Here is a 20790-nt window from a genome sequence, read left to right as displayed (position 1 = left end):
CTTTGCTCAGCCCATTCCCTTCTATTAATTAACCCCGGTTATAGCCAAAACCAATCACAAGCATGAGCTTTGCCAATGAGCCTTCAGCGGGATGATTAGTTAGGATTCTATCCATCAACTGATTCCAACCCCATGAAGGAGCGTCTCTCATGCCAATCATCAACAGCCAAGTCAAACCGTTCAACGCCACCGCCTACCACAAGGGCGAGTTCGTCCAGGTCAGCGAAGCCGACCTGAAAGGCAAGTGGTCTGTCGTGTTCTTCTACCCGGCTGACTTCACCTTCGTCTGCCCGACCGAGCTGGGTGACCTTGCCGACAACTACGCCGAGTTCCAGAAACTGGGTGTGGAAATCTACGGCGTGTCCACCGACACCCACTTCACCCACAAAGCCTGGCACGACACCTCGGACACCATCGGCAAGATCCAATACCCGCTGATCGGTGACCCGACCCACGTCATTTCGCGCAACTTCGACGTGCTGATCGAAGAAGCCGGCCTGGCGGATCGCGGTACCTTCGTGATCAACCCGGAAGGCCAGATCAAGATCGTCGAACTGAACGACGGTGGTGTAGGCCGCGATGCTGCCGAACTGCTGCGTAAAGTGAAGGCTGCCCAGTACGTTGCCGCCCACCCAGGCGAAGTGTGCCCGGCCAAGTGGAAAGAAGGCGAAGCCACTCTGGCGCCATCGCTGGACCTGGTAGGCAAGATCTAAGGTCATGCCCATAACGCGGGCGGTAAGCAGCCGCCAAAGCTGAAATACCTACCGCCCCGTCAAACGCCCGGGCGACATCGCCTGGGCGTTTTTGTATCCGAGTTTTGAAAAAAAGGAATCGCCCGTATGTTGGACGCCACGCTTAAATCGCAACTGAAAACCTACCTGGAGCGGGTCACCCAGCCGATCGAGATCGTAGCCTCCCTCGACGACGGCGCGAAGTCCCGCGAATTGCACGACCTGCTGGTGGAAATTGCCGGTTTGTCGAACCTCATTACCTTCAGCGCGGACGGTACAGATGCCCGTCGCCCGTCGTTCTCACTGAACCGCCCGGGTAGCGATATCAGCCTGCGCTTCGCCGGTATACCCATGGGCCACGAATTCACCTCGCTGGTGCTGGCGCTGCTGCAAGTGGGCGGTCACCCGTCCAAGGCCAGTGCCGAAGTGATCGAGCAGATCCAGGCGCTGGAAGGCGAGTTCACCTTCGAAACCTACTTCTCGCTGTCGTGCCAGAACTGCCCGGACGTGGTTCAGGCACTTAACCTGATGGCGGTGCTCAACCCCAATGTGCGCCACGTGGCCATTGATGGTGCGCTGTTCCAGGATGAAGTGGAAGCGCGCAAGATCATGGCGGTGCCCAGCGTGTACCTGAACGGCGAAGTGTTCGGCCAGGGCCGCATGGGGCTGGAAGAAATCCTAGGCAAGATCGACACCAATGCCGGCGCTCGCCAGGCCGAAAAGATCAACGCCAAGGATGCCTTTGACGTGCTGGTGGTCGGGGGTGGCCCAGCCGGGGCTGCAGCGGCCATCTACGCCGCACGCAAAGGCATCCGCACCGGTATCGCCGCCGAGCGTTTCGGTGGCCAGGTGCTCGATACGCTGGCCATCGAGAACTTCATCTCGGTGCAGGAAACCGAAGGGCCGAAGCTTGCCACTGCACTGGAAGAACACGTCAAGCAATACGATGTGGACATCATGAACCTGCAGCGCGGCGAGGCGCTGATTCCGGCCACCGATGGCGGCCTGCATGAAGTACGCCTGGCCGGTGGCGCCTCGCTCAAGGCCAAGACCGTGATCCTGGCCACGGGCGCCCGCTGGCGCGAAATGAACGTGCCGGGCGAGCAGGAATACCGCGGTCGCGGCGTGGCCTACTGCCCGCACTGTGACGGCCCGCTGTTCAAAGGCAAGCGCGTGGCGGTGATTGGCGGCGGTAACTCAGGCGTGGAAGCGGCCATCGACCTGGCCGGTATCGTTGCCCAGGTGACGCTGATCGAGTTCGACAGCCAGCTGCGTGCCGATGCGGTGTTGCAACGCAAGCTGCACAGCCTGCCGAACGTGAAAGTGATCACCAGCGCGCTGACCACCGAAGTACTGGGCAATGGTGAGAAGGTGACCGGCCTGCGCTACAAGGACCGCACGACCGATCAGCAGCACGAGGTGGCGCTGGAAGGCATCTTCGTGCAGATCGGCCTGCTGCCGAATACCGATTGGCTTAAAGGCACCGTCGAGCTGTCGCCGCGCGGCGAGATCATCGTCGATGCCAAGGGCCAGACCAGCATCCCGGGTGTGTTTGCCGCAGGTGACGTGACCACCGTGCCGTACAAGCAGATCGTGATTGCAGTGGGTGAAGGGGCCAAGGCTTCGCTGGCAGCCTTCGACCACCTGATTCGTACTTCGGCACCGGCATAAGCCTGCGCTGGCCCTATCGCCGGCAAGCCAGCTCCCACAGGTGATCACAGCACTCGAAACTGTGGTGCACCTGGGGGAGCTGGTTTGCCGGCGGTAGGGCCTTCGAAGGCTGAGGGTGTCTATGATTAGTGCAGATCCCCTCAGGAATCACGCCTATGACCCTGATCAGCCGCGAACCCTGGTGGCTAGTACCCCCAAAGCCCGGCCAGCAAGAACAGGACCTGCACTGGGGCTACCTGGAAATCTACGCCGACGGCCGCGCCGTGTTTGTCGACCAGCGCCCCAGTGACCGGGAGCTGGCCGAACGCAAGAGCTGCCGCAACTTCCCCGAACGCGAGCCGTGACGGCTTAGCCTTCCAGCTCGGCCAGCCGCGCTTCCAGCGCCGCGATGCGGGCCTCGAGTGCTTCGATGCGGTCTTCCGAAACGCTGCCGCCACTGCTGCGCGCGCCACCTTCCTGTTGACGTGCAGCGAGGATCGTCTCGATCTCTGCCGGGTCGCCCAACGCATGGGTGTAGCGGTCTTCACGCTGGCCGGCCTGGCGTGGCAGGTGCAAGGCCAGGCCGCGCGAGATCAGGCGCTCCAGCTGGTGCTGGATCTGCTCGGTGTCGTCAAAGTCGTGCAGGCGGTTGCTGCGGGTGAGCAGTTCGTTGAGGGTTTGCGGGCCGCGCAGGAACATCAGGCCCATCAAAATCAGCTGTGCCGGCACCAGCTCCAGGGCCTTGTCCACCCGTTGTTCCCAGCGGTCGGCACGGCTGCCCATCTGCAGGCGGGTCATCCCTTGCCCTTCGAGTGCGCGAAGGGCCTGCCCAACCTGGCCCTGGGTAAGGTTCATCACCGGCTCGCGGCTGGTCTTCTGGTTGCAGGCCAGGACCAGGGCATTAAGGGTCAGCGGGTAGCTTTCCGGGCTGGTGGCCTGCTTCTCGATCAGCGAACCGAGAATACGGATCTCAACGCTGCTGAAGCGGCCTTCATCGGCGGTTTCTTGTTCTGACATGGCCCTGTCTCAATTGCTGGGGAAAGGCCACTAGCCTAGGTAATGCGCCTGGCTTAAGCAATCACTGGCATCATCGCTAGCAGGCGCAGGCTTGCCTTCGATGGGCCGCAAAGCGGCCCTTTGGTCTGCTCAGGCGCTACGCCCCTCTTCGGCTTGGCACGCCGCCGCTGTGAACAGCACATCGGTCGACGAATTCAGCGCTGTCTCGGCCGAATCCTGCAGCACGCCGATAATGAAGCCCACCGCCACTACCTGCATGGCAATTTCGCTGGGGATGCCAAACAGGCTGCACGCCAGTGGAATCAGCAGCAGCGAGCCCCCGGCCACACCCGAGGCGCCACAGGCGCACACCGCCGCCACCACGCTGAGCAGCACGGCCGTTGGTAGGTCCACCGGGATACCCAGGGTATGCACCGCGGCCAGGGTCAGTACGGTAATGGTGATTGCCGCACCGGCCATGTTGATGGTTGCGCCCAACGGGATCGACACCGAGTAGGTGTCTTCATGCAGGCCAAGGCGCTCTGACAGTGCCAGGTTGACCGGGATGTTGGCCGCCGAGCTGCGAGTGAAGAACGCGGTAATGCCGCTTTCGCGCAGGCACAGCAGGGTCAACGGGTAGGGGTTGCGGCGGATTTTCCAGAACACGATCAGCGGGTTCATCACCAGCGCCACGAACAGCATGCAGCCGATCAGCACAGCCAGCAAGTGCAGGTAGCCGAGCAGGGCCTGCAGGCCCGACTGGGCGAGGGTGGAGCTGACCAGGCCAAAGATGCCCAGCGGGGCGAAGCGAATAACCACGCGCACGATAAGGGTCACGCCATTGGACAGGTCTTCGACCACGGTGCGGGTGGTTTCACCCGCATGGCGCAGGGCCACGCCCAGGCCGATAGCCCAGGTCAGCACGCCGATGAAGTTGGCGTTGAGCAGGGCATTGATCGGGTTGTCGACCGCGCTCAGCAGCAAGTTCTGCATCACCTCGGAGATGCCACCCGGGGCGCTCAACGTTGCCTCACCGCTGCTCAGCACCAGGTCGGAGGGGAACAGCATGCTGGCGACCACGGCTACGACCGCTGCGGCGAAGGTACCTAGCAGGTACAGCCAGAGGATCGGCCGGATATGGGTTTCCTGGCCGTGACGGTGGTTGGCGATCGAGGCCATGACCAGGATGAACACCAACACGGGCGCCACGGCCTTGAGGGCGCTGACGAACACCTTGCCCAGGAAGGCCAGGTCGCGGGCGATGGCAGGCGCGAGCAGGGCAACGGCGATGCCCGCGAGCAGGCCGATGACGATCTGTGTCACCAGGCTGGTGCGGTTGAGGAGGCGGAAGACAGGGGTCATGTGCAGCGGCATCTCGGAATCTGGAAAGGGCGAGACTTTACCATAGACCACGTGTACGGCTGTTCTGGCGTCTTCGCCGTGTACCGAGACGTGTGCAGTACCGGTGGAAGCGGTTTCACGGACAAAGACGCCACCACGATCACCAATGAAACAATTCCCGCCGCGCCCCCTCGGTAATCGCGACAATCCCCGGGTGCTTGACCTTGCGCTCTACCGAAATGGCATAGAACGATTCGTGCACGGCCTCGGTCTGGCCGATCAGCGCCACACCATATTGGCGGCACACCTCGTCGGCGATCACGCTGGGGGCGACGAAAATGCCGCTGCCCGACTGGCCGAACGCCTGCATCAGGGCACTGTCATCGAACTCGCCCACGATGCGGGGCTGCAGCTGTTGCTCGCCCAGCCACCGCAGCAAACGGCTGCGCACCACGGTTTCCTGCCCGGGCACCAGCAGCGGAGCATCCTGCAGGCAGGCGGGGAAGGGGCCGTTCAGGCGTTGTGCCAGTGCCGGCGTGGCGAAAAAGCTCAGCCCGCACTCGCCCAGCTTCTGGCTGTAGCCCTTGATGTCCAGATTGCTGGGCATGGGGCTGTCGGAAATCACCAGGTCCAGGCGCTGGATGGCCAGGTCTGCCAGCAACCGCTCAAGTTTGTCTTCGCGGCAGTTGATGCGCAGCACCTCATCCAGCTCCATGGTCGGTGCCAGCAGGCGGTAGACGATGGATTTGGGCACCACATCGGCCACCCCCACACGGAACAGGATCTGCTCCTGCGGGCCGGCGCGCAGCATGGCCTCCAGTTCGCCGCCAATCTGGAACATCTGTTCTGCGTACACCAGCGCCTGGCGGCCGGTCTCGGTCAGCTCCAGTTGGCGGCCGACGCGCTGGAACAGTTCCAGGCCGTAGGTTTGCTCGAACAGGCTGATTTGCCCGCTGATGGTCTGTGGTGTGAGGTTCAGCTGTTCGCTGGCGCGGGTGATGCTGCCCGTCTTGGCCACGGCCCAGAAGTAATGCAGCTGGCGATAGTTGAGCACCGTCGGTCGTCCCGATTCGTAAAACCCGAAGTATATGCCATGAAAATACGAATTTTCCTGAACTGTCGGCATCTCTAGAATGCACCGCATCAGGCGCCATGCGCCGCCGGGATATTTCAAGCGAGGACACCATGCTGCAATTCAAATCCATCGGTACCCCATTGGTGCTGGCGTTGGCCCTGTTCACCCTGGCAGGCTGCGACCAAGCCGAGAAATCCGCCCAGCAGATGCTCGACCAGGCTGCGCAGTCGGCCAAGCAGGCCATTGACGACACCAACAAGGCCGCCCAGCAGGCGTTGAACGAGGCTATCGGCGGCGAGGCGCAACAGCCTGAAGATGCCGACAAGAAAAAAGACACCCAGGAAATCTGACCCTAAACCGCCGCTGCAGGATTTGAACAATGGAATACTTGCTGGAACTCGCCGCTAGCCCTACTGCCTGGGTTGCCCTGGCTACATTGGTGGCCATGGAAGTTGTGCTGGGCATCGACAACCTGATCTTCATCTCCATCCTGACCAATAAACTGCCGGTGGAGTACCGCTCCAAGGCACGGCGGATCGGGATCAGCATGGCCTTGGTCATGCGCCTGGCCTTGCTCAGCACGGTGGCCTGGATCGTACAGCTCACCGACCCTGTGGTCGAAGTGTTCGGTAACGCCTTCTCGTGGAAGGACATGATCCTGATTGCCGGTGGCCTGTTCCTGCTGTGGAAGGCGACCAAGGAAATTCACGAAAGCGTTGACCCGCACGGTGCCAAGGAAGAAGCCAAGGTCGGTTCGACTGTAACCCTGGGCTTTGCTGCGGCAATCTTCCAGATCCTGCTGCTGGACATCGTCTTCTCGGTCGACAGCATCATCACCGCTGTGGGCATGACCGAGCACTTGCCGATCATGATCATTGCCGTGATCACGGCAGTCATCGTGATGATGGTAGCCGCTGACCCGCTGGCCAACTTCATCAATGACAACCCGACCGTGGTCATGCTGGCCTTGGGCTTCCTGATCATGATCGGCATGACACTGATCGCCGAAGGCTTTGGCGCTCATGTGCCGAAGGGGTATGTGTATGCGGCCATGGCGTTCTCGACCGCGATCGAGATCCTCAACATTCTGGCTCGCCGGGCGCGCTTGAAGCGTGAGGCTGCTGAAGGTTGATGAAAAAAAGACGGGGCGCATTGCGCCCCGTTCGCGGGTTCTGAAATCTTAGTGCACCCCGGCTGGCCGTCGTGGCCGTCGCACAGGTTGCGGCTTGGCAGGTACCAGCGGTGGCCGGTGGTGGTGGGAATGGCGCCGCACGATACGCAGCACACCCCACAGCATGGCGGCTGCAACGCTCAGCCACATGCCCACCAGCATGAGGATTGCCATAGTCAGGCTCATCTGTGCCTCCCTCTCCAAGGGCAGCGCTCGGTCAGCCAGCGCTTGCCTTCCAGACACTGCTTTAGTCTAGCCCTTCGCCTGTGACGTTCCATCGAACAAAGGTCTATCCCTGAGTCCGATTCGCTCCAAGCCGCTGTCGGACTATACCCGCGCCGCTGTCGGACCTATGATCGGTGCCAGAGCCGGGCGCTGCCTGCCTGGCGTTGGAACAAGCGAGTGTCCATGCAGCAACATTCCGTCAAAACTGCCCCCCGGCGGCTGCTGGCCGTCTGTCTGATGGCAGCCACCCTGGCTGGCTGTGCCAGCGCACCGCCCGCCAATCTCAAAGGCCTGGCGCAGCGGGTCGAGATCAGCAGCGTGCCGTTCTACCGTGGCAACGCCAACCACAGCGGTGCCATGGCGCTGGCAGCGGTGCTGTCGCAACAGGGCGCGCCGATTACGCCTGGTTTGCTGGACAAGCCGCTGAACCTGCCCCAAGGCGCAGATGCGCTGGACACGGCTATCCCTCGCGTGGCACGGGACTACGGCATGGTGGTATACCCACTGGACAAGCAACTGGACGCGCTATTGACCCAGGTGGCGGCGGGCAACCCGGTGCTGCTGCGTTACGAAGAGGGTTCGGCCTGGTGGGGTGAGCCACGTTATGCGGTGCTGATCGGCTATGACCGCTACAAGCAGCGTGTGCTGCTGCGCTCGGGCATGCACCGGCGGCAGGTGATGGCGTTTGATGACTTTGCCTCGGCGTGGGCAAAGCAGGGGAGTTGGGCGGTGCTGGTGCAGCCACCGCGGCAACTGCCGGCCCAGGTGGATCGCCAGCGCTGGTTGCAGGCTGCGGATGAGCTGGCACGGGCGGGGCAGGAAATTGCGGCGAAGCAGGCCATCAGCAGCCTGAACAAATAGCGGTGCCAGCTCCCACAGGTAGCGCACTGGGTTCGACGCCTGTGCGGTACCTGTGGGAGCTGGCTTGCCGGCGATAGCGCCAGGCCGGCTTACATCAGAAGCCCAGGCGATCGCGCAGGCTGTAGTACCAGGCGCCAATGGCGCTGAACGGCACGCGCAGCATCTGGCCACCCGGGAACGGGTAGTGCGGCAGGCCGGCGAAGGCGTCGAAACGCTCAGCCTGGCCGCGCAAGGCCTCGGCCAGCACTTTGCCCGCCAGGTGGGTGTAGGTCACGCCGTGGCCCGAGCAACCCTGCGAGTAATAGATGTTGTCGCCGATCCGGCCAACCTGGGGCAGGCGCGACAGGGTCAGCAGGAAGTTGCCGGTCCAGGCGTAGTCGATCTTCACGTTTTTCAGCTGCGGGAAGGCCTTGAGCATTTTCGGACGGATGATCGCCTCGATGTTGGCCGGGTCACGTGCGCCGTACACCACGCCACCGCCGAAGATCAGGCGCTTGTCGCTGGTCAGGCGGTAGTAGTCGAGCAGGTAGTTGCAGTCCTCGACGCAGTAATCCTGCGGCAGCAGGGTGCGCGCCAGTTCTTCGCCCAGGGGTTCGGTGGTGATCACCTGGGTACCGCATGGCATGGACTTGGCGGCCAGTTCCGGCACCAGGTTGCCCAGGTAGGCGTTGCCGGCGACGATGATGAACTTGGCGCGCACTTTGCCTTGCGGGGTGTGCACCACTGGGTTGGCACCGCGCTCGATACGCACGGCCGGGGTTTGCTCATAGATGATGCCCCCCAGCGACTCGACCGCAGCTGCTTCGCCCAAGGCCAGGTTCAGCGGGTGGATATGGCCGCCGCTCATGTCGAGCATGCCACCGATATAGCTGTCGCACGCAACCACTTCACGGATGCGCTTCTGGTCCATCAGCTCGAGCTGGTTGTGGCCGAAGCGTTCCCACAGGCGCTTTTGCGACTCCAGGTGGCCCATCTGCTTGCTGGTGAGGGCGGCGAACACGCCACCGTCTTTCAGGTCGCACTGGATGTTGTATTTGGCCACGCGCTCACGAATGATGCGCCCGCCTTCGAAGGCCATGTGGCCCAGCAGTTGTGCCTGCTTGGGGCCGACGGTGCGTTCGATGACGTCAATGTCGCGGCTGTAGCTGTTGACGATCTGGCCGCCGTTGCGGCCCGATGCGCCGAAACCGACCTTGGCCGCTTCGACGATGCTCACCTTGAAGCCGTTCTCCAGCAGGAACAGGGCGCTGGACAGGCCGGTGTAGCCGGCACCGATGATGCACACATCGGTTTCCACCTCACCCTGCAGCGCCGGACGTGGCGGCACCGGGTTGGCCGAGGCGGCGTAGTAGGACTGGGGGTAGGGGGTGTTAGCCATGCTGCAGGAACCTCGTGTTTTATATTTTTAACGAATGTACCGATGCTATCAATAATAATAAACACCCGCTAGTCGTCTGGTGAAAATCCTTTACGGGGGACCCGCCAGCAGCCTTTATATAAAGGGGTTAAGATTCAGTAGGTTAGCGCAAAAAAAAGTGTTGACAGGGTTTTTGGAATGCGTAGAATGCGCACCACACGACAGGCACATAGCTCAGTTGGTTAGAGCACCACCTTGACATGGTGGGGGTCGTTGGTTCGAGTCCAATTGTGCCTACCAAATCGAAGAAGGGGTGATCCGAAAGGGTCACCCCTTTTTTCATTAGCCATTGCTGTGGGTACCGCAAACTGCGGTAAGGGCACCCAGTGCTCACATTCGAAAGTTTTTGATTTTTCTCAAAAAAAAGCTTTACAGGTACGCATCGGATCACTAATATGCGCACCACACGACAGGCACATAGCTCAGTTGGTTAGAGCACCACCTTGACATGGTGGGGGTCGTTGGTTCGAGTCCAATTGTGCCTACCAAATCCCAAAAAGGGCGATCAGAGATGATCGCCCTTTTTGCATTCTGCCGCTAGAACGCCTTTGGCAGCCACAGCGCCAGTTGTGGGAAGGCAATCAGCAAACCGATCAGCGCGAGCAAAGCCAGGCAGAACGGCAGGGCGCCGTACACCACGTCCATGAAGTTGCCGCGACCACGGATGCTCTGCACCACGAAAAGGTTCATGCCGAACGGCGGGGTGATCTGGCCCATCTCGCACAGCACGATCAGCACCACCCCGAACCACAGCGGGTCAAAGCCCAGGTTGACGACGATTGGCACGATCAGCGGCGCCGTGGTGATGAGCATCGCCAAGGTGTCCATGAAACAGCCGAGCACGATATAGAACACGATGATCGCCAGCAGCGCGGTCGTGGGTGGCAGGTTCAGGTCGGTGACGAAGCTGACCAGGGTGGCGGTCAGCCCGATGGACGCCAGCACGAAGTTGAGGAAGAACGCCGACAAGGTGATGAAGATGATCATGCCGGTGGTGCGCAACGTGGCTTCGAAGGCCTGGCCCAGGCTTTGCCAGGTGAAAGCCCGACGCCACAGGCCCAAGCCCAAGGCGCTGAGTACCCCAAGTGCCGCCGACTCGCTGGCCGTTGCAAAGCCGCTGTAGATCGAGCCGATCACCAGAACGAAGATGGCCAGTGGCGGCAGCAGGTCGGGGATGCAGGCCAGGCGTTCTGCCCAGCGGGTGTGTTCTATGCGCCCACCCAATGGTGGGCGCACCAGGCAGGCCAGCACGATCAGTGCGACGAACAACAGGCTGAGGATGATGCTGGGGATGGTCGCGGCCAGGTATAGCTTGGGCACCGACACGTTGGCAATCAGGGCGAACAGGATCATGTTGATCGATGGCGGAATCAGGATACCCAGCGTGCCGCCAGCGGCGATGGAGCCAAGGAACAGCGGTGCGTTGTAACCTTTGCGTTCCTGCTCTGCGATGGCCAGGGTGGAAATGGTAGCGGCGGTTGCCACGCTGGAGCCGCTGGTGGTGGCAAACAGCGCGCTGGCGCCGATGTTGGCGTTCATCAGCCCGCCCGGCAGCCAGGATAGCCATTTCTCGACCGCCTGGTACATGCGCCCGGCCACTCCCGAACACACCAGCAGTTCACCCATTAGTACGTAGAGGGGGATGGCCACCAGCAGGAACTCGGCGCTGATGTTCCAGGCGATTTCGCCCATGGCATTGCTCAGCGGCAGGGTCGAGAACAACTGCGACAGCGACATCCCCAGCAAGCCGACACTGACGGCCGCGGCCACGCTCAGCGCCAACAGGGTCAGCAGCAGCAACAAGGTGATGCTCAGCATGGCGGGTGCTCCTGGGGAGGGGTGGCGGCGGGGTGTAGCGCTTGCTCGATTTCCTGCTCGACCGTGTTGATACCGATCAGTGCACTGACTGCCCCCCAGCGCCCGCGCAATAAATGCCCCAGGCTCACCAGCGCCAGGTTGAGGAGGGTCAGGGCGAAGAACAGGTAGCCGGCAAACCAGAGGGATTGCGGTATCCATTGCGGTACTTGCAAGGGGGTGTTGGGCACTGAACGGTATTCGATGGAGTCCCACAATACATGCCAGGCGTGAAAGACCAAGGTGCTGGCCAGCGCGGCCATGCAAGCCAGGGCGAACAGGTCGAGCGCCACCCGTGGTTTCAAGCCAAGGCGAGCGTAGAGGATGTCGACGCGGATGTGCGAACGCTTGAGCAAAGTGACCGGTAACGCCCAGGCGCTGGTGACTGCCAGAACATAGCCGGCAATTTCATCAGCGCCGCCCATGGAGATGCCCACGGTCTTGCGCAAGATCAGGTCGATGCCAATCAGCAGGGCGCAGCCGAGCAGGGCAAAGCCACCCACCCAGGTGCTGGCCTTGGCGATGGCGGTGATGGCCGCCAGGCTGGAACGGGCCGTCTTCATCTCTGTATGCTCCGAGGGAAAGGGTTTATGGGGCCAGGCGCATGCCGATGGCGCGGCCTGCGCTGGCATTCCATTGTTCGACACAACTGGGGCCACAACGCCTGCCCCAGTCGTTGGCGATTTCCAGCGCCATTTGGCGCACGCGCTGCTGTTCTTGCGCGTCGGGTGCCGACGCACTCATGTGCGCCAGTTGGTGGATCTGGCAGTCAGGGCTGCCGACATTGCATGCCTTGGCGTAACGGTTTTCCCTGGCCGTCTCCTGCCAAAGGGCATCTTCCAGCACCTTCGACTGCGCCTGCAGCAGTTGCTGCACCTCAGGCGGCAACTGTTGCCAGCGCTTGAGGCCGATACCATAGAAGCCGACCGACCAGTCCACCGGCAGGTCGTACAGGTACCCGGCCACGTCGTACCATTTGGCCGCGTTACCCGAGCCGATACCGGTAATGGCGCAGTCGATGACGCCGGTCTGCATGGCGGTCACCACTTCGGCAAAGGGCAGGGTGACCGGCGCAGCGCCAATCGCTTTGACCAGCTCGGCCATGTTGCGCCCGCGGGTGCGGATTTTTCGGCCTTTGAGGTCGGCCAGCGATTGCACGGGCGCGCGGCAGAAAAACACCTGCGCAGTGTACGGCACGGTGGCCAGCAGCTTTATGCCATGGCGCTCGGCCATACGCTGTTCCAGCACCGGCTTGTAGGCGTCGGCGATGCGGCGGGCCCTGCCGATGTCGGCGGCCATGCCCGGCAGGTCGATGCCTTCGAAGGTAGCATCGTCACCGGCGACGAATGCGAACACGCCCATGCCAATGTCAACCGCGCCAAAGCGCATCAGGCGAATGATTTCCGGGCCCTTGAGGCCGCTCTCCGACAGCCCCAGCAGCTGGGCGGTGACCTTGCCGTGGGAGGCGCTGGGCAAGGAGCCGTTCCAGAACGGCTGTTCAACGGCGCGGAACGTGTAGTTGTGGCTACCACCACCGATCACGTTGAAACGGATTTGCGGGTAGTCCTGCGCCTGGGCGGCCGGGCTGCCCATCAGCACGCCAAGCGCCAGCGGTATGAGCAGGGAGATGAGCTTCACGGTAGGCCTCTTGTTGTTGTTCGGGGGCTACTTCGGGTGCGGTGTGGCGCTATCCGCGAGGGCGGGTCGCTGCGTCGATGGTCGACCGCGACCCGACGATGTCGGGAAACTTCTCGCCCTTGGCCAGCCGTGCGAGGGTGTGCTTTTCGTTGTGCTGGAAGTCGATTGCCCGTTGCGCCAGTTCTACCACCTTGCCTGGGCGCAGGAACACGATGCCGTTCTCGTCTGCCACCACGGCGTCGCCCGGGTACACGATGACCCCGCCGCACTGGATGGCAGTGCAGAACTCGCCTTCGTGGCTGATCACTCGCGTGGTGATGGCACTGGCACCGCGCGACCATACCGGCACGCCGTGCTCGCGCAATTCGCCAAGGTCGGTGACATAGCCGTCGACAATGATCCCGGCTACCCCGGCCTGCTTGGCGGCGTAGGCCATGGCCCCACCCAGCGCGGCGGTGATGCGCTCGCCGCAGCGGTCCACGATCAGGAAATCGCCGGGGCGTGCGCAGCCCATGGCGTAGTGCAGGATGCCACCGTCATTGCCGGGCATGCGTACGGTTACGGCAGTGCCCACCGCCCGTACATTCTGCAAGTGTGCCTTGATGTCTGGGTGGGGTATGCCGTGGGTAATGAAATGACCGATAGTTGCCGGTTCGGCATTGATCAGTATTTCAAGTTCGTGGGCGTTAACCGGGGTAGGTAGAGCTTCGATGATATACATAGGGAGTTGTTGTTATGCCGGATGCTTTTTCGAAGGGTTTCGGTCATCCTAACAAGCGCCCTGAACGGTCGATAATAAAAATCCGTAAGCAGTAGCCGGAGCAGTTTTTATCATGCGTATCACGCTGATGCAGATCGAGGCATTCTACTGGACCGCTCGCCTGGGCGGTGTGCACGCGGCCTCACGGCATCTTCACCTGACGCAACCTGCGGTGTCGGCGCGCATCAAGGAAATGGAGTCGTTGCTCAGCGTCAAGCTGTTCGACCGCAGCAAGCAGCGCATGAGCCTCACCGCCGACGGCCACACGGCGCTGCGCCATGCCGAACTGGTACTGAACAACAGCACGCAGCTGGAGCAGTTCGCGGCCCAGCAGAAGCAACACCGGCGCCTGCGCCTGGGGGCAGACGAGTGCTCGGCCATGGTCGGGCTGACTGCGGTGATAAGCGAAATCAAGGCGCACTTCCCGGAAATCACCCTGGAAATCACCATCGATGTGGGCGCCGCGCTCAACCGCAAACTGAACGATCACGAACTGGACATCGCCCTGCTGACCAACCCGGCCACACGCGAGGATGTGACCGATGTGTTCCTTGGCTGGATGACGTTTCAGTGGGTGGCGGCGCGGCACCTGGAGATTGCCGACGGGCCGTTTCTGCCGCAGCAGGCGCGGCAGTATTCGATCGTTACCCACAGCGCGCCGTCGACACTGTATTCGGTGGTGGACCGCTGGTTGCAGGAAAGCGGCTCGGCGAGCCACGCTTTTCATTCCAGCAACTCGCTGGCGTTTATTGCCAAGATGGTATCAGCGGGGCATGCCATTGGCATATTGCCGGTGCCACTGATTCGCGACATGTTGGCGGTGGACATGCTGAAGACATTACCGTGCGACCCGGCGATTCCTGCGGCAAAGTTCTGCCTTTCCTATTTGACTGAACGGCCAGACATGCAACTGGGTGAACTGGTATCGATCATTCGGGCGACACTGGTAAAGCAGAACTTTCTGGTAGATTGATTAGTCCCGAGCCCGCAGGCACCGTAGCAGCCCGAAAACTGCGCGGTGCCTGCAGGCGCCGGTTGTGTGGCGTGTCAGCCGGTCAGGTGAGCGCCTGTTTTACTGCAGCGATATGTTGCCCGGCCTGGTTGAGCCATGACAGATCACTGCCCATCAGCAGCATGTCGCTGCCCATGTCCAGCAAACGCCCGGCGGTGACCCGGTCGGCCGGAAAGCACGGCACCATCACCTTGATCGAGCGGGCGTGGCATTTTTCGATCAGCACCTGCAGGCGTTGCCGCACCTCGGGGTTGCCCAGGCGGTAGTCGACCGGTAGCCCGCGTGAAAGTGAGTAGTCCGCCGGCCCGAAGTGCACTGCATCAATCCCTTCCACATCGAGAATCTCATCGATGTTGTCAAAAAACTCATAGCTTTCGGCCATGGGCACGATCACGCTGCGGTCGTTTTCTGCCTGCGTATAGCGCGCCCAGTCGAAACCTGGCCCGGCGAACCCGGCCGAGCGCACCGAGCTGTCGCCACCGCGCCGTCCCAAGGGCGGGAACTTGCTGTAATGGATGATCTGGCGCATCTGCGCGGCGTTGTGCACTTGCGGCACGATCACCCCGGCAGCGCCCATTTCCAGGGCCTTGCGTATATCCCACTCCAGCGTGCCCCGCACCCGTACCAGGCTGGGGATTGCAGCGCTGCTGGCGGCCAGCAGCAGTTTTTCCATGTCGCGGTCCACGCCCAGCGCGGTGTGCTCGGCGTCAATGAAGACGAAGTCCAGGCCCCAGTTGCCGGCCACCTCGATGGCCATGCAGGCGGTGCTGTAGATGTTCATGCCGAACGTGGTACCGCGCGCCATGCGGACCTTCAGCAAGGTGTGTGTAGTGCTTTGGTTCATGTTCGAGGCCGCCTTGGGTCAGATGCGGTAGGTTTCAGGCAGCCGGTCGCGGAACGGGTGCACTTCGAATATGCCCGGGTCACGGATCAGCGATTTGTTGCGGGCCTTGGCCAGGTCGATCTCGGCGGTGTACACGCCGTCTTCCAGGCCGGCGCGCACCAGGGTCTTGCCGGACGGTTCGATGATATGGCTGGTGCCGATGAACTGCATGCCCTCGTCCATGTCGTTGCGGTTGGGAGCAACGAAGTACACCATGTTTTCAGCGGCGCGCACGGTGCTGAAAATGTCCGGCAGCATGCGTGCCTGTTCTGGCCAGGCAGCAGGCAGTACGACGATGTCGGCACCTTCCAGGGCCAGGGTGCGTACCACTTCGGGGAAGCGGATTTCGTAGCAGATGGCCAGGCCGATGCGGCCGATGTCGGTATCGAACACAGGTGTTGCCCAATCGCTGGGGCGGTCGGTGAAGCGGTCGCCGATCATGAATGGCAAGTGGCGCTTGCGGTGCAGGCCGATGATGCCTTGCGCGCCGATCAGCGCGGCGGTGTTGTACACCGAGCTGGCGTGCCGCTCGTAGAAGCCGACCACGATCAGGATGCCGGTCTGCGCCGATACCTCCAGCAGCGGCGCCAGGGCGTCGAGGCTGATGGCGCCGCGCTCGAGGTCTTCACGGCTGTCGAACGCGCCGCCGGTGAGCAGGCATTCGGCAAAGGCGATCAGCCGCGAGCCTTCTGCAGCGGTCTGGCGTGCCAGCGTGGCAACCTTGTCGACGGTCAGGGCCGGGTTGCCGGCCACCGGGTGAATCTGGGCTACGGAGATTTTCATGCTGTTCCTTGATGGCAGTTGAAAGGCGCCGCAATGCGCGGCGCGAGGGCGTCACTGTGGCTGGTAGCCCATGGCCTGGTAGACCTTGCTGACCAGTTGGGGATTGATCTGTGCGGCGTACTTGTCGACCACGGGGCGAATCTTGGCCTGGATGCGCGCCACCTCGTCGGGCGGCAGTTGGTTGACTTGCATGCCCGCGCCCTGCAGGTCGGCGATGGCCTTGCTGTCCGCCTCCCGGGAGATGCGCCGTTGTTCCAGCCGCACTTCCTGGGCAACCTCGGTCAGCAGTTGCTGCTCATCCTTGTTGAGGCTGTCCCAGAACGTCTTGCCGATCAGCACAATCTGTGGGTTGTAGTTGTGCCGGGTCAGGCTCAGGTACTTCTGCACCTCGTTGAAGCGTGAGGCGAGGATCAGCGCCGCCGGGTTTTCCTGGCCGTCCACGGTGCCGGTCTCCAGTGCCGTGTGCACCTCGGTGAAAGGCAGCGGCGTCGGGTTGGCACCGAGTGCCGCCCACACGTCCAGGAACAGCGGCGATTGCTGGGCGCGAATCTTCAGCCCGGCAATGTCTTCAAGCTTTTGCACCGGCCGCACATTGTTGGTCAGGTTGCGCTCGCCCAGCTCCCAGAACGCCAGGCCTACCAGATTTTTCGCTGGCAACTGGTCGGTGAGCATCTTGCCTACCTCGCCGTCGAGCATGGCATCGACCTTGGCGGTGTCGGTGTACAGGAACGGGAAGTCGAGGATGCCGAAGTCGGTGATGTGGTTAAGCATCAGCCCGGCGTTCCAGGTCATCATTTCCACCACGCCACCCTGCAAGGAAGACAGCACCTGTACGTCGCCGCCCAGGACACCGTTGGGGAAGGTGCGCACCTTGATCTTGCCTTCGCTGCGCTCCTGAACCTTCTTGGCGAACAGTTCCATGCCGATGGCCGGTGGCGTGCCTTTGGGGCTGGTGGCGGCGAACTTGATGACGCGGGCGTTGTAGTCGGCGGCCATGCTCAAGCTGCTGGACAGCAACAGGGCGGCGATGAGGGCGAGTTTCTTCATGGACAGTACCTTTATTGTTATAGGGGGGATCAATGCCCGAACCACTGGGCGGGAACGGTGACCAGTTCGGGGAAGATGACCAGCAGGAACAGCACGATGATTTCCGCGATCAGGAAGGGGAACGTGCCTTTGAGCAGTGCCTCGTAACGCATGCGACCGATGCCGCAGACCACGTTGAGCACCGTGCCCACCGGCGGGGTGATCAGGCCGATCGAGCAATTGATCATGAACAGCACCCCGAAATAGATTGGGTCGATGTTCGCAGCGGTCACCACCGGTACCAGGATTGGTGCGAGCAGCAAAATGGTGGGGGTGAGGTCCATGACCATGGAAATCACCAGGATCAGCAGCATCAGCACTACGATCAGCAGCCGCGGGTTGTCCATCACTGGCTGGATCAGGTCGATGATTTGCCCGGGGATGTCGGCGATGGTAATCATCCAGGCCGGGATCGAAGCGGCAGCTACCAGGAACATCACGGCAGCGGTGGTCTTGCCGGCGCGCAGCAGCAGTTGGTTGAGCGACTTGAGGCTGAGCTCGCGGTAGATCAGCGACGACACCAGCAGGGCATAGACACTGGCCACCGCACCGGCCTCGGTCGGGGTGACCACGCCAAAACGCAGGCCGACGACGATGATCACCGGCAGCATCAGCGCCCAGAAGCTGTCCACCAGGGCCTTGAGGCGCTCCTTGCCGCTGGCCTTGGGGCTCAGTTGCACATCGTTGTTACGCCGCGACATCAGCCACCAGGCCACCACCAGTGCGGCGGCGATCATAAGCCCCGGGGCGATGCCGGCGAGGAACAGCTTGGTGATCGACAGCCCCGAAGCCACGCCAAGCACAACGAAACCGATGCTGGGTGGAATGATTGAACCCAGCACCGACACCGATGCGATCAGGCCCCCGGAGCGGTTACGGTTGTAGCCGGCGATGACCATCATCGGCAGCAACAGGGCGGTCAGCGAGGCGGCGTCGGCCAAGGCCGAACCGGACAGGCTCGACAGCAGCACGCCGGCAAAAATGGTGACGTAGCCAAGCCCGCCGCGCAGATGGCCGACCAGGGTGATGGCCAGCTTGATGATGCGCTTGGACAAGCCGCCGCTGTTCATTACCTCGCCAGCGATGATGAACAGCGGAATTGCCAGCAGCGGGAAGCTGCCGGCCGAGTTGATGATGTTCTGCGCGATGATCTGGCCATCGAACAGGCCCAGCAGCCACATCAACGCCACGCCGCAAAGGATCAGGGCATAGGCGATGGGGGCGCCGATCAGGATGGCGGCCATCAGCACGCCGACGAAAACAGACAGGGCCATTATTCGACTGCTCCATCTTTGAGCGAAGTTTCGGTCTGGGCGGGCGCCGGGAGGGTGCCCGTCAGGTTCCTGACCAGCTGGGTGCAGATCAGCAGCGCGCTGAGGATGCAGAACACCAGGCCCGCGCCGTAGAACAGCGCCATGGAAATACCCGTGGAGGGAGCACCGACATGCAGGTTGATCAGGGTCTGCTTCCAGCTGCCGTCGAGAAACAGCCAGGTCACATACAGCATCAGCAGTTGTGTCAGTGCCAGCAGCCAGCGGGCCACGCCAGGCGAGACGCGGCGGGTGACGATGTCGACGCCGATGTGGCCGTGTTCGTGCAGCATCAGCTGCGCGCCAGCAAACACCAGCCATACAAACGCCAGGCGGGAAATCTCTTCGCTGAAGAACAACCCTGAGTTGAAGCCATAGCGCAGCACGACGTTGGTGAAGATCAGGCAGGTGATGCCGACCAGACAACCTACCACCAGCGTCTTGAGGATGATGAAGTAACCATCGACCAGGGTTTTCATGGCGCCTCCTGAGGCAGAGCTGCCCAGGAAGCGCCAAAAGCGCCCGGTGCGATCATGCGGACGCGAGCATCCACCTGTATGTATGAGCGGGACATGGGTTCACCTTTATTATTATTCGACATACGTCGTCGTATGACTGCCCCGATTCTTCTACGAAACGCCCGGCTTGCGCTGCCTCAAGTTTTTTATCAGCGGGATAAGAAATGGCGATCAGCGCAGACGCCGCGGGTGGTTGTCCTATGACTTGGTTGCAAGGTGTAACGTATGGTCGCGGTTCTTGCGCATGGCCCTCGTGCTAGAATCCGCCCCTTCGAATCTGGAGGTACACGCGTGCGCAAACTGGCTGTGGTAATGGCAGTGCTTGCCCTGGCGGGCTGTGAAAACGAGGTCGAAGGCGTGCACAAGCAGGTGGCCGAACACCTGCATAACCCCAAAACCGCCAAGTTCGGCAACGTGCGGATCGACACACAGGGCACCATCTGCGGCCAGGTTCGCGGCAAGGACGATGCCGGGCAGTACGAAGCCTACCGCAGCTATGTGGCGATCAAGCGTGACGGCCAGTACGACATCATCGTCGACGACACCGGCAACAACCTGCGCATCCGCGAGGTGTGCGGCGGCGCCGATCTGCAGCGCCGTGCCGATGCACTGGCTGGCCAGCCGGCACCCGAGGGCTGGGACGTGGAAGTGATCCAGGGTGCCAACATGGGCGCGCTGAGCGACATGACCGCGCGGCTCATCGAGAAGGGTATCCCGTCTTCGGTGGAATACCGCAACGGCAAGCCGGTGGTGCTGATGGGGCCGTTCCCAACCCGTGAAGAAGCTCAAGCGCGCAAGGACGAAGTGATGGCCAAGCTGGGCACCGATTCGGTGGTCATCCAGCATGGCGCAACCCGCTAGAACTGCAGCAGTGGGTGGGAGCCCGGAGACTTCGCGGCAGTTGTGGGAGCGGGCATGCCCGCTCCCACAACTGTTGCCGTCATAAGGCCCCGCCAACTGGGTGTGTGCAGCTTTGTGAGGCGTGTGTTAGACATTGTTCACACAAGTTTGGCTATGCTTGGGTGGAAGATGCCGAACGGGGGAGGGGCCTCATGTCTACACTGGAGCGGGCCATTGCCGTGGCCGCCAGGGCGCATGAAGGGCAATACGACAAGGGCGGGGTGGCGTATATTCTCCACCCGCTACGCGTGATGATGCGGGTGTCCACACCCGAGCAACGTATTGTCGCAGTCCTTCACGATGTGATCGAGGACACCCCGCTGACCGTGTCCGACCTGGCCCGCGAGGGTTTTACCCTGAAAATCCTTGCCGCCTTGCTGGCACTCAGTCGCCGTGAGGGCGAGCCGTACCAGGATTTCGTGGTACGCCTGGGCGATGACCCGTTGGCGCGAACCGTCAAGCTGGCCGACCTGGCCGATAACAGTGACCTTTCACGCATTCCTTGCCCTGGCCCCGCCGACCTGGCGCGGCTGGCCCGTTACCGGGAAGCCAGCGCCTATCTCCAGGCACTGGCCTGAG

23 protein-coding genes and 2 tRNA genes are annotated in these 20790 nt (G+C 62.0%); 11 read left to right on the top strand and 14 right to left on the bottom strand.

What is annotated here, in order from left to right; genetic code table 11:
- Positions 1-149: 149 nt before the first annotated feature.
- The 3 genes from ahpC to CKW35_RS07335 all read left to right on the top strand — a co-directional run bounded on the left by ahpC (position 150) and on the right by CKW35_RS07335 (position 2746).
- On the top strand, positions 150-713 hold the full coding sequence (ahpC, locus tag CKW35_RS07345; RefSeq protein ID WP_004375926.1) for an alkyl hydroperoxide reductase subunit C: 564 nt from the start codon (positions 150-152) through the stop codon (positions 711-713).
- Between the two features lie 126 nt (positions 714-839).
- Positions 840-2402 carry an alkyl hydroperoxide reductase subunit F gene (gene ahpF / locus CKW35_RS07340; protein ID WP_060517207.1) on the top strand — a complete coding sequence of 521 codons (1563 nt, stop codon included), beginning with the start codon at positions 840-842 and terminating at the stop codon, positions 2400-2402.
- 155 nt (positions 2403-2557) lie between these two features.
- The gene (locus tag CKW35_RS07335) at positions 2558-2746 is read left to right on the top strand and encodes a hypothetical protein (RefSeq protein ID WP_016487923.1); all 189 of its coding nucleotides are present in this window, start codon (positions 2558-2560) and stop codon (positions 2744-2746) included.
- 4 nt (positions 2747-2750) lie between these two features.
- On the opposite strand, the gene CKW35_RS07330 is transcribed toward CKW35_RS07335, so the two are convergent.
- From CKW35_RS07330 to nhaR, 3 genes are all read right to left on the bottom strand, one after another.
- Entirely contained in the window at positions 2751-3398 is a 648-nt protein-coding gene (locus tag CKW35_RS07330) for a YceH family protein (RefSeq protein WP_060517209.1), read from the bottom strand.
- 129 nt (positions 3399-3527) lie between these two features.
- Positions 3528-4739: a serine/threonine transporter SstT gene (gene sstT, locus CKW35_RS07325; RefSeq protein WP_031312121.1), complete on the bottom strand. Its 1212-nt coding sequence runs from the start codon at positions 4737-4739 to the stop codon at positions 3528-3530.
- Positions 4740-4878: 139 nt separating this feature from the next.
- On the bottom strand, positions 4879-5772 hold the full coding sequence (gene nhaR / locus CKW35_RS07320) for a transcriptional activator NhaR (protein ID WP_060517211.1): 894 nt from the start codon (positions 5770-5772) through the stop codon (positions 4879-4881).
- 131 nt (positions 5773-5903) lie between these two features.
- Between nhaR and CKW35_RS07315 the strand changes: the two genes are divergently transcribed.
- Positions 5904-6143, top strand: a complete 240-nt coding sequence (locus CKW35_RS07315; protein ID WP_024717747.1) for a hypothetical protein — start codon at positions 5904-5906, stop codon at positions 6141-6143.
- Between the two features lie 29 nt (positions 6144-6172).
- The gene (locus CKW35_RS07310; protein WP_016487918.1) at positions 6173-6925 is read left to right on the top strand and encodes a TerC family protein; all 753 of its coding nucleotides are present in this window, start codon (positions 6173-6175) and stop codon (positions 6923-6925) included.
- Between the two features lie 48 nt (positions 6926-6973).
- Here the strand turns inward: CKW35_RS07310 and CKW35_RS28345 are convergent, their stop codons facing one another.
- Complete coding sequence (locus CKW35_RS28345; RefSeq protein ID WP_016487917.1) at positions 6974-7150, bottom strand: hypothetical protein; 177 nt, start codon at positions 7148-7150, stop codon at positions 6974-6976.
- Positions 7151-7372: 222 nt separating this feature from the next.
- On the opposite strand from CKW35_RS28345, the gene CKW35_RS07305 reads away from it, so the two are divergent.
- Positions 7373-8050, top strand: coding sequence for a peptidase C39 family protein (locus tag CKW35_RS07305; protein WP_060517213.1), 678 nt, complete (start codon positions 7373-7375; stop codon positions 8048-8050).
- 94 nt (positions 8051-8144) lie between these two features.
- Here the strand turns inward: CKW35_RS07305 and CKW35_RS07300 are convergent, their stop codons facing one another.
- On the bottom strand, positions 8145-9428 hold the full coding sequence (locus tag CKW35_RS07300) for an FAD-binding oxidoreductase (protein ID WP_003250557.1): 1284 nt from the start codon (positions 9426-9428) through the stop codon (positions 8145-8147).
- Between the two features lie 202 nt (positions 9429-9630).
- Here CKW35_RS07300 and CKW35_RS07295 point away from each other — a divergent pair.
- Positions 9631-9707 (top strand) — tRNA-Val (locus CKW35_RS07295).
- A gap of 171 nt (positions 9708-9878) precedes the next feature.
- Positions 9879-9955, top strand: a tRNA-Val gene (locus CKW35_RS07290).
- A gap of 49 nt (positions 9956-10004) precedes the next feature.
- Here CKW35_RS07290 and CKW35_RS07285 read toward each other — a convergent pair.
- From CKW35_RS07285 to CKW35_RS07270, 4 genes are read right to left on the bottom strand one after another with little or no spacing between them, the layout of a single operon-like run.
- Positions 10005-11285 (bottom strand): TRAP transporter large permease, encoded by a 1281-nt coding sequence (locus tag CKW35_RS07285; RefSeq protein WP_016487911.1) that lies wholly within the window; start codon positions 11283-11285, stop codon positions 10005-10007.
- Positions 11279-11884 carry a TRAP transporter small permease subunit gene (locus CKW35_RS07280; RefSeq protein WP_095115565.1) on the bottom strand — a complete coding sequence of 202 codons (606 nt, stop codon included), beginning with the start codon at positions 11882-11884 and terminating at the stop codon, positions 11279-11281. Before CKW35_RS07280 ends, CKW35_RS07285 begins: the two co-directional genes overlap by 7 nt.
- A gap of 25 nt (positions 11885-11909) precedes the next feature.
- Positions 11910-12959 carry a TRAP transporter substrate-binding protein gene (locus tag CKW35_RS07275; RefSeq protein ID WP_016487909.1) on the bottom strand — a complete coding sequence of 350 codons (1050 nt, stop codon included), beginning with the start codon at positions 12957-12959 and terminating at the stop codon, positions 11910-11912.
- Positions 12960-13008: 49 nt separating this feature from the next.
- Positions 13009-13680: an RraA family protein gene (locus CKW35_RS07270; protein WP_095115563.1), complete on the bottom strand. Its 672-nt coding sequence runs from the start codon at positions 13678-13680 to the stop codon at positions 13009-13011.
- A 112-nt stretch (positions 13681-13792) separates the two neighbouring features.
- Here CKW35_RS07270 and CKW35_RS07265 point away from each other — a divergent pair, with 112 nt between their 5' ends.
- Positions 13793-14692, top strand: coding sequence for a LysR family transcriptional regulator (locus CKW35_RS07265; RefSeq protein WP_016487907.1), 900 nt, complete (start codon positions 13793-13795; stop codon positions 14690-14692).
- An 82-nt stretch (positions 14693-14774) separates the two neighbouring features.
- Here the strand turns inward: CKW35_RS07265 and CKW35_RS07260 are convergent, their stop codons facing one another.
- The 5 genes from CKW35_RS07260 to CKW35_RS07240 are packed head-to-tail and all read right to left on the bottom strand — an operon-like array spanning position 14775 to position 19272.
- Positions 14775-15575, bottom strand: coding sequence for an HpcH/HpaI aldolase/citrate lyase family protein (locus CKW35_RS07260; RefSeq protein ID WP_095115561.1), 801 nt, complete (start codon positions 15573-15575; stop codon positions 14775-14777).
- An 18-nt stretch (positions 15576-15593) separates the two neighbouring features.
- Positions 15594-16397, bottom strand: coding sequence for a carbon-nitrogen hydrolase family protein (locus CKW35_RS07255; protein ID WP_016487905.1), 804 nt, complete (start codon positions 16395-16397; stop codon positions 15594-15596).
- A gap of 51 nt (positions 16398-16448) precedes the next feature.
- Entirely contained in the window at positions 16449-17444 is a 996-nt protein-coding gene (locus tag CKW35_RS07250; protein WP_016487904.1) for a TRAP transporter substrate-binding protein, read from the bottom strand.
- A gap of 29 nt (positions 17445-17473) precedes the next feature.
- On the bottom strand, positions 17474-18757 hold the full coding sequence (locus CKW35_RS07245) for a TRAP transporter large permease subunit (protein ID WP_016487903.1): 1284 nt from the start codon (positions 18755-18757) through the stop codon (positions 17474-17476).
- Positions 18757-19272 carry a TRAP transporter small permease gene (locus CKW35_RS07240; RefSeq protein WP_016487902.1) on the bottom strand — a complete coding sequence of 172 codons (516 nt, stop codon included), beginning with the start codon at positions 19270-19272 and terminating at the stop codon, positions 18757-18759. Before CKW35_RS07240 ends, CKW35_RS07245 begins: the two co-directional genes overlap by 1 nt.
- 330 nt (positions 19273-19602) lie before the next feature.
- On the opposite strand from CKW35_RS07240, the gene CKW35_RS07235 reads away from it, so the two are divergent.
- Together CKW35_RS07235 and CKW35_RS07230 are read left to right on the top strand one after the other, a co-directional pair.
- Entirely contained in the window at positions 19603-20172 is a 570-nt protein-coding gene (locus CKW35_RS07235; protein ID WP_016487901.1) for an SPOR domain-containing protein, read from the top strand.
- A gap of 191 nt (positions 20173-20363) precedes the next feature.
- The gene (locus CKW35_RS07230; RefSeq protein ID WP_016487900.1) at positions 20364-20789 is read left to right on the top strand and encodes a GTP diphosphokinase; all 426 of its coding nucleotides are present in this window, start codon (positions 20364-20366) and stop codon (positions 20787-20789) included.
- The last annotated feature ends 1 nt before the right edge of the window (position 20790 follow it).

This window comes from Pseudomonas sp. Irchel 3F3 (genome assembly GCF_900187545.1).
In the GTDB taxonomy this organism is placed as follows: domain Bacteria; phylum Pseudomonadota; class Gammaproteobacteria; order Pseudomonadales; family Pseudomonadaceae; genus Aquipseudomonas; species Aquipseudomonas fortuita.
The sequence above is the reverse complement of the archived record's forward strand: the minus strand, read 5'-3'. Positions and strand labels throughout refer to the sequence as shown.

Bases quoted from the DNA above. Each gene is read 5' to 3' on its own strand.
- ahpC (WP_004375926.1), top strand. From the start codon at position 150: ATGCCAATCATCAACAGCCAAGTCAAACCGTTCAACGCCACCGCCTAC.
- ahpF (WP_060517207.1), top strand. From the start codon at position 840: ATGTTGGACGCCACGCTTAAATCGCAACTGAAAACCTACCTGGAGCGG.
- CKW35_RS07335 (WP_016487923.1), top strand. From the start codon at position 2,558: ATGACCCTGATCAGCCGCGAACCCTGGTGGCTAGTACCCCCAAAGCCC.
- CKW35_RS07330 (WP_060517209.1), bottom strand. From the start codon at position 3,398: ATGTCAGAACAAGAAACCGCCGATGAAGGCCGCTTCAGCAGCGTTGAG.
- sstT (WP_031312121.1), bottom strand. From the start codon at position 4,739: ATGACCCCTGTCTTCCGCCTCCTCAACCGCACCAGCCTGGTGACACAG.
- CKW35_RS07315 (WP_024717747.1), top strand. From the start codon at position 5,904: ATGCTGCAATTCAAATCCATCGGTACCCCATTGGTGCTGGCGTTGGCC.
- CKW35_RS07310 (WP_016487918.1), top strand. From the start codon at position 6,173: ATGGAATACTTGCTGGAACTCGCCGCTAGCCCTACTGCCTGGGTTGCC.
- CKW35_RS28345 (WP_016487917.1), bottom strand. From the start codon at position 7,150: ATGAGCCTGACTATGGCAATCCTCATGCTGGTGGGCATGTGGCTGAGC.
- CKW35_RS07305 (WP_060517213.1), top strand. From the start codon at position 7,373: ATGCAGCAACATTCCGTCAAAACTGCCCCCCGGCGGCTGCTGGCCGTC.
- CKW35_RS07300 (WP_003250557.1), bottom strand. From the start codon at position 9,428: ATGGCTAACACCCCCTACCCCCAGTCCTACTACGCCGCCTCGGCCAAC.
- CKW35_RS07285 (WP_016487911.1), bottom strand. From the start codon at position 11,285: ATGCTGAGCATCACCTTGTTGCTGCTGCTGACCCTGTTGGCGCTGAGC.
- CKW35_RS07280 (WP_095115565.1), bottom strand. From the start codon at position 11,884: ATGAAGACGGCCCGTTCCAGCCTGGCGGCCATCACCGCCATCGCCAAG.
- CKW35_RS07270 (WP_095115563.1), bottom strand. From the start codon at position 13,680: ATGTATATCATCGAAGCTCTACCTACCCCGGTTAACGCCCACGAACTT.
- CKW35_RS07265 (WP_016487907.1), top strand. From the start codon at position 13,793: ATGCGTATCACGCTGATGCAGATCGAGGCATTCTACTGGACCGCTCGC.
- CKW35_RS07260 (WP_095115561.1), bottom strand. From the start codon at position 15,575: ATGAACCAAAGCACTACACACACCTTGCTGAAGGTCCGCATGGCGCGC.
- CKW35_RS07255 (WP_016487905.1), bottom strand. From the start codon at position 16,397: ATGAAAATCTCCGTAGCCCAGATTCACCCGGTGGCCGGCAACCCGGCC.
- CKW35_RS07250 (WP_016487904.1), bottom strand. From the start codon at position 17,444: ATGAAGAAACTCGCCCTCATCGCCGCCCTGTTGCTGTCCAGCAGCTTG.
- CKW35_RS07245 (WP_016487903.1), bottom strand. From the start codon at position 18,757: ATGGCCCTGTCTGTTTTCGTCGGCGTGCTGATGGCCGCCATCCTGATC.
- CKW35_RS07240 (WP_016487902.1), bottom strand. From the start codon at position 19,272: ATGAAAACCCTGGTCGATGGTTACTTCATCATCCTCAAGACGCTGGTG.
- CKW35_RS07230 (WP_016487900.1), top strand. From the start codon at position 20,364: ATGTCTACACTGGAGCGGGCCATTGCCGTGGCCGCCAGGGCGCATGAA.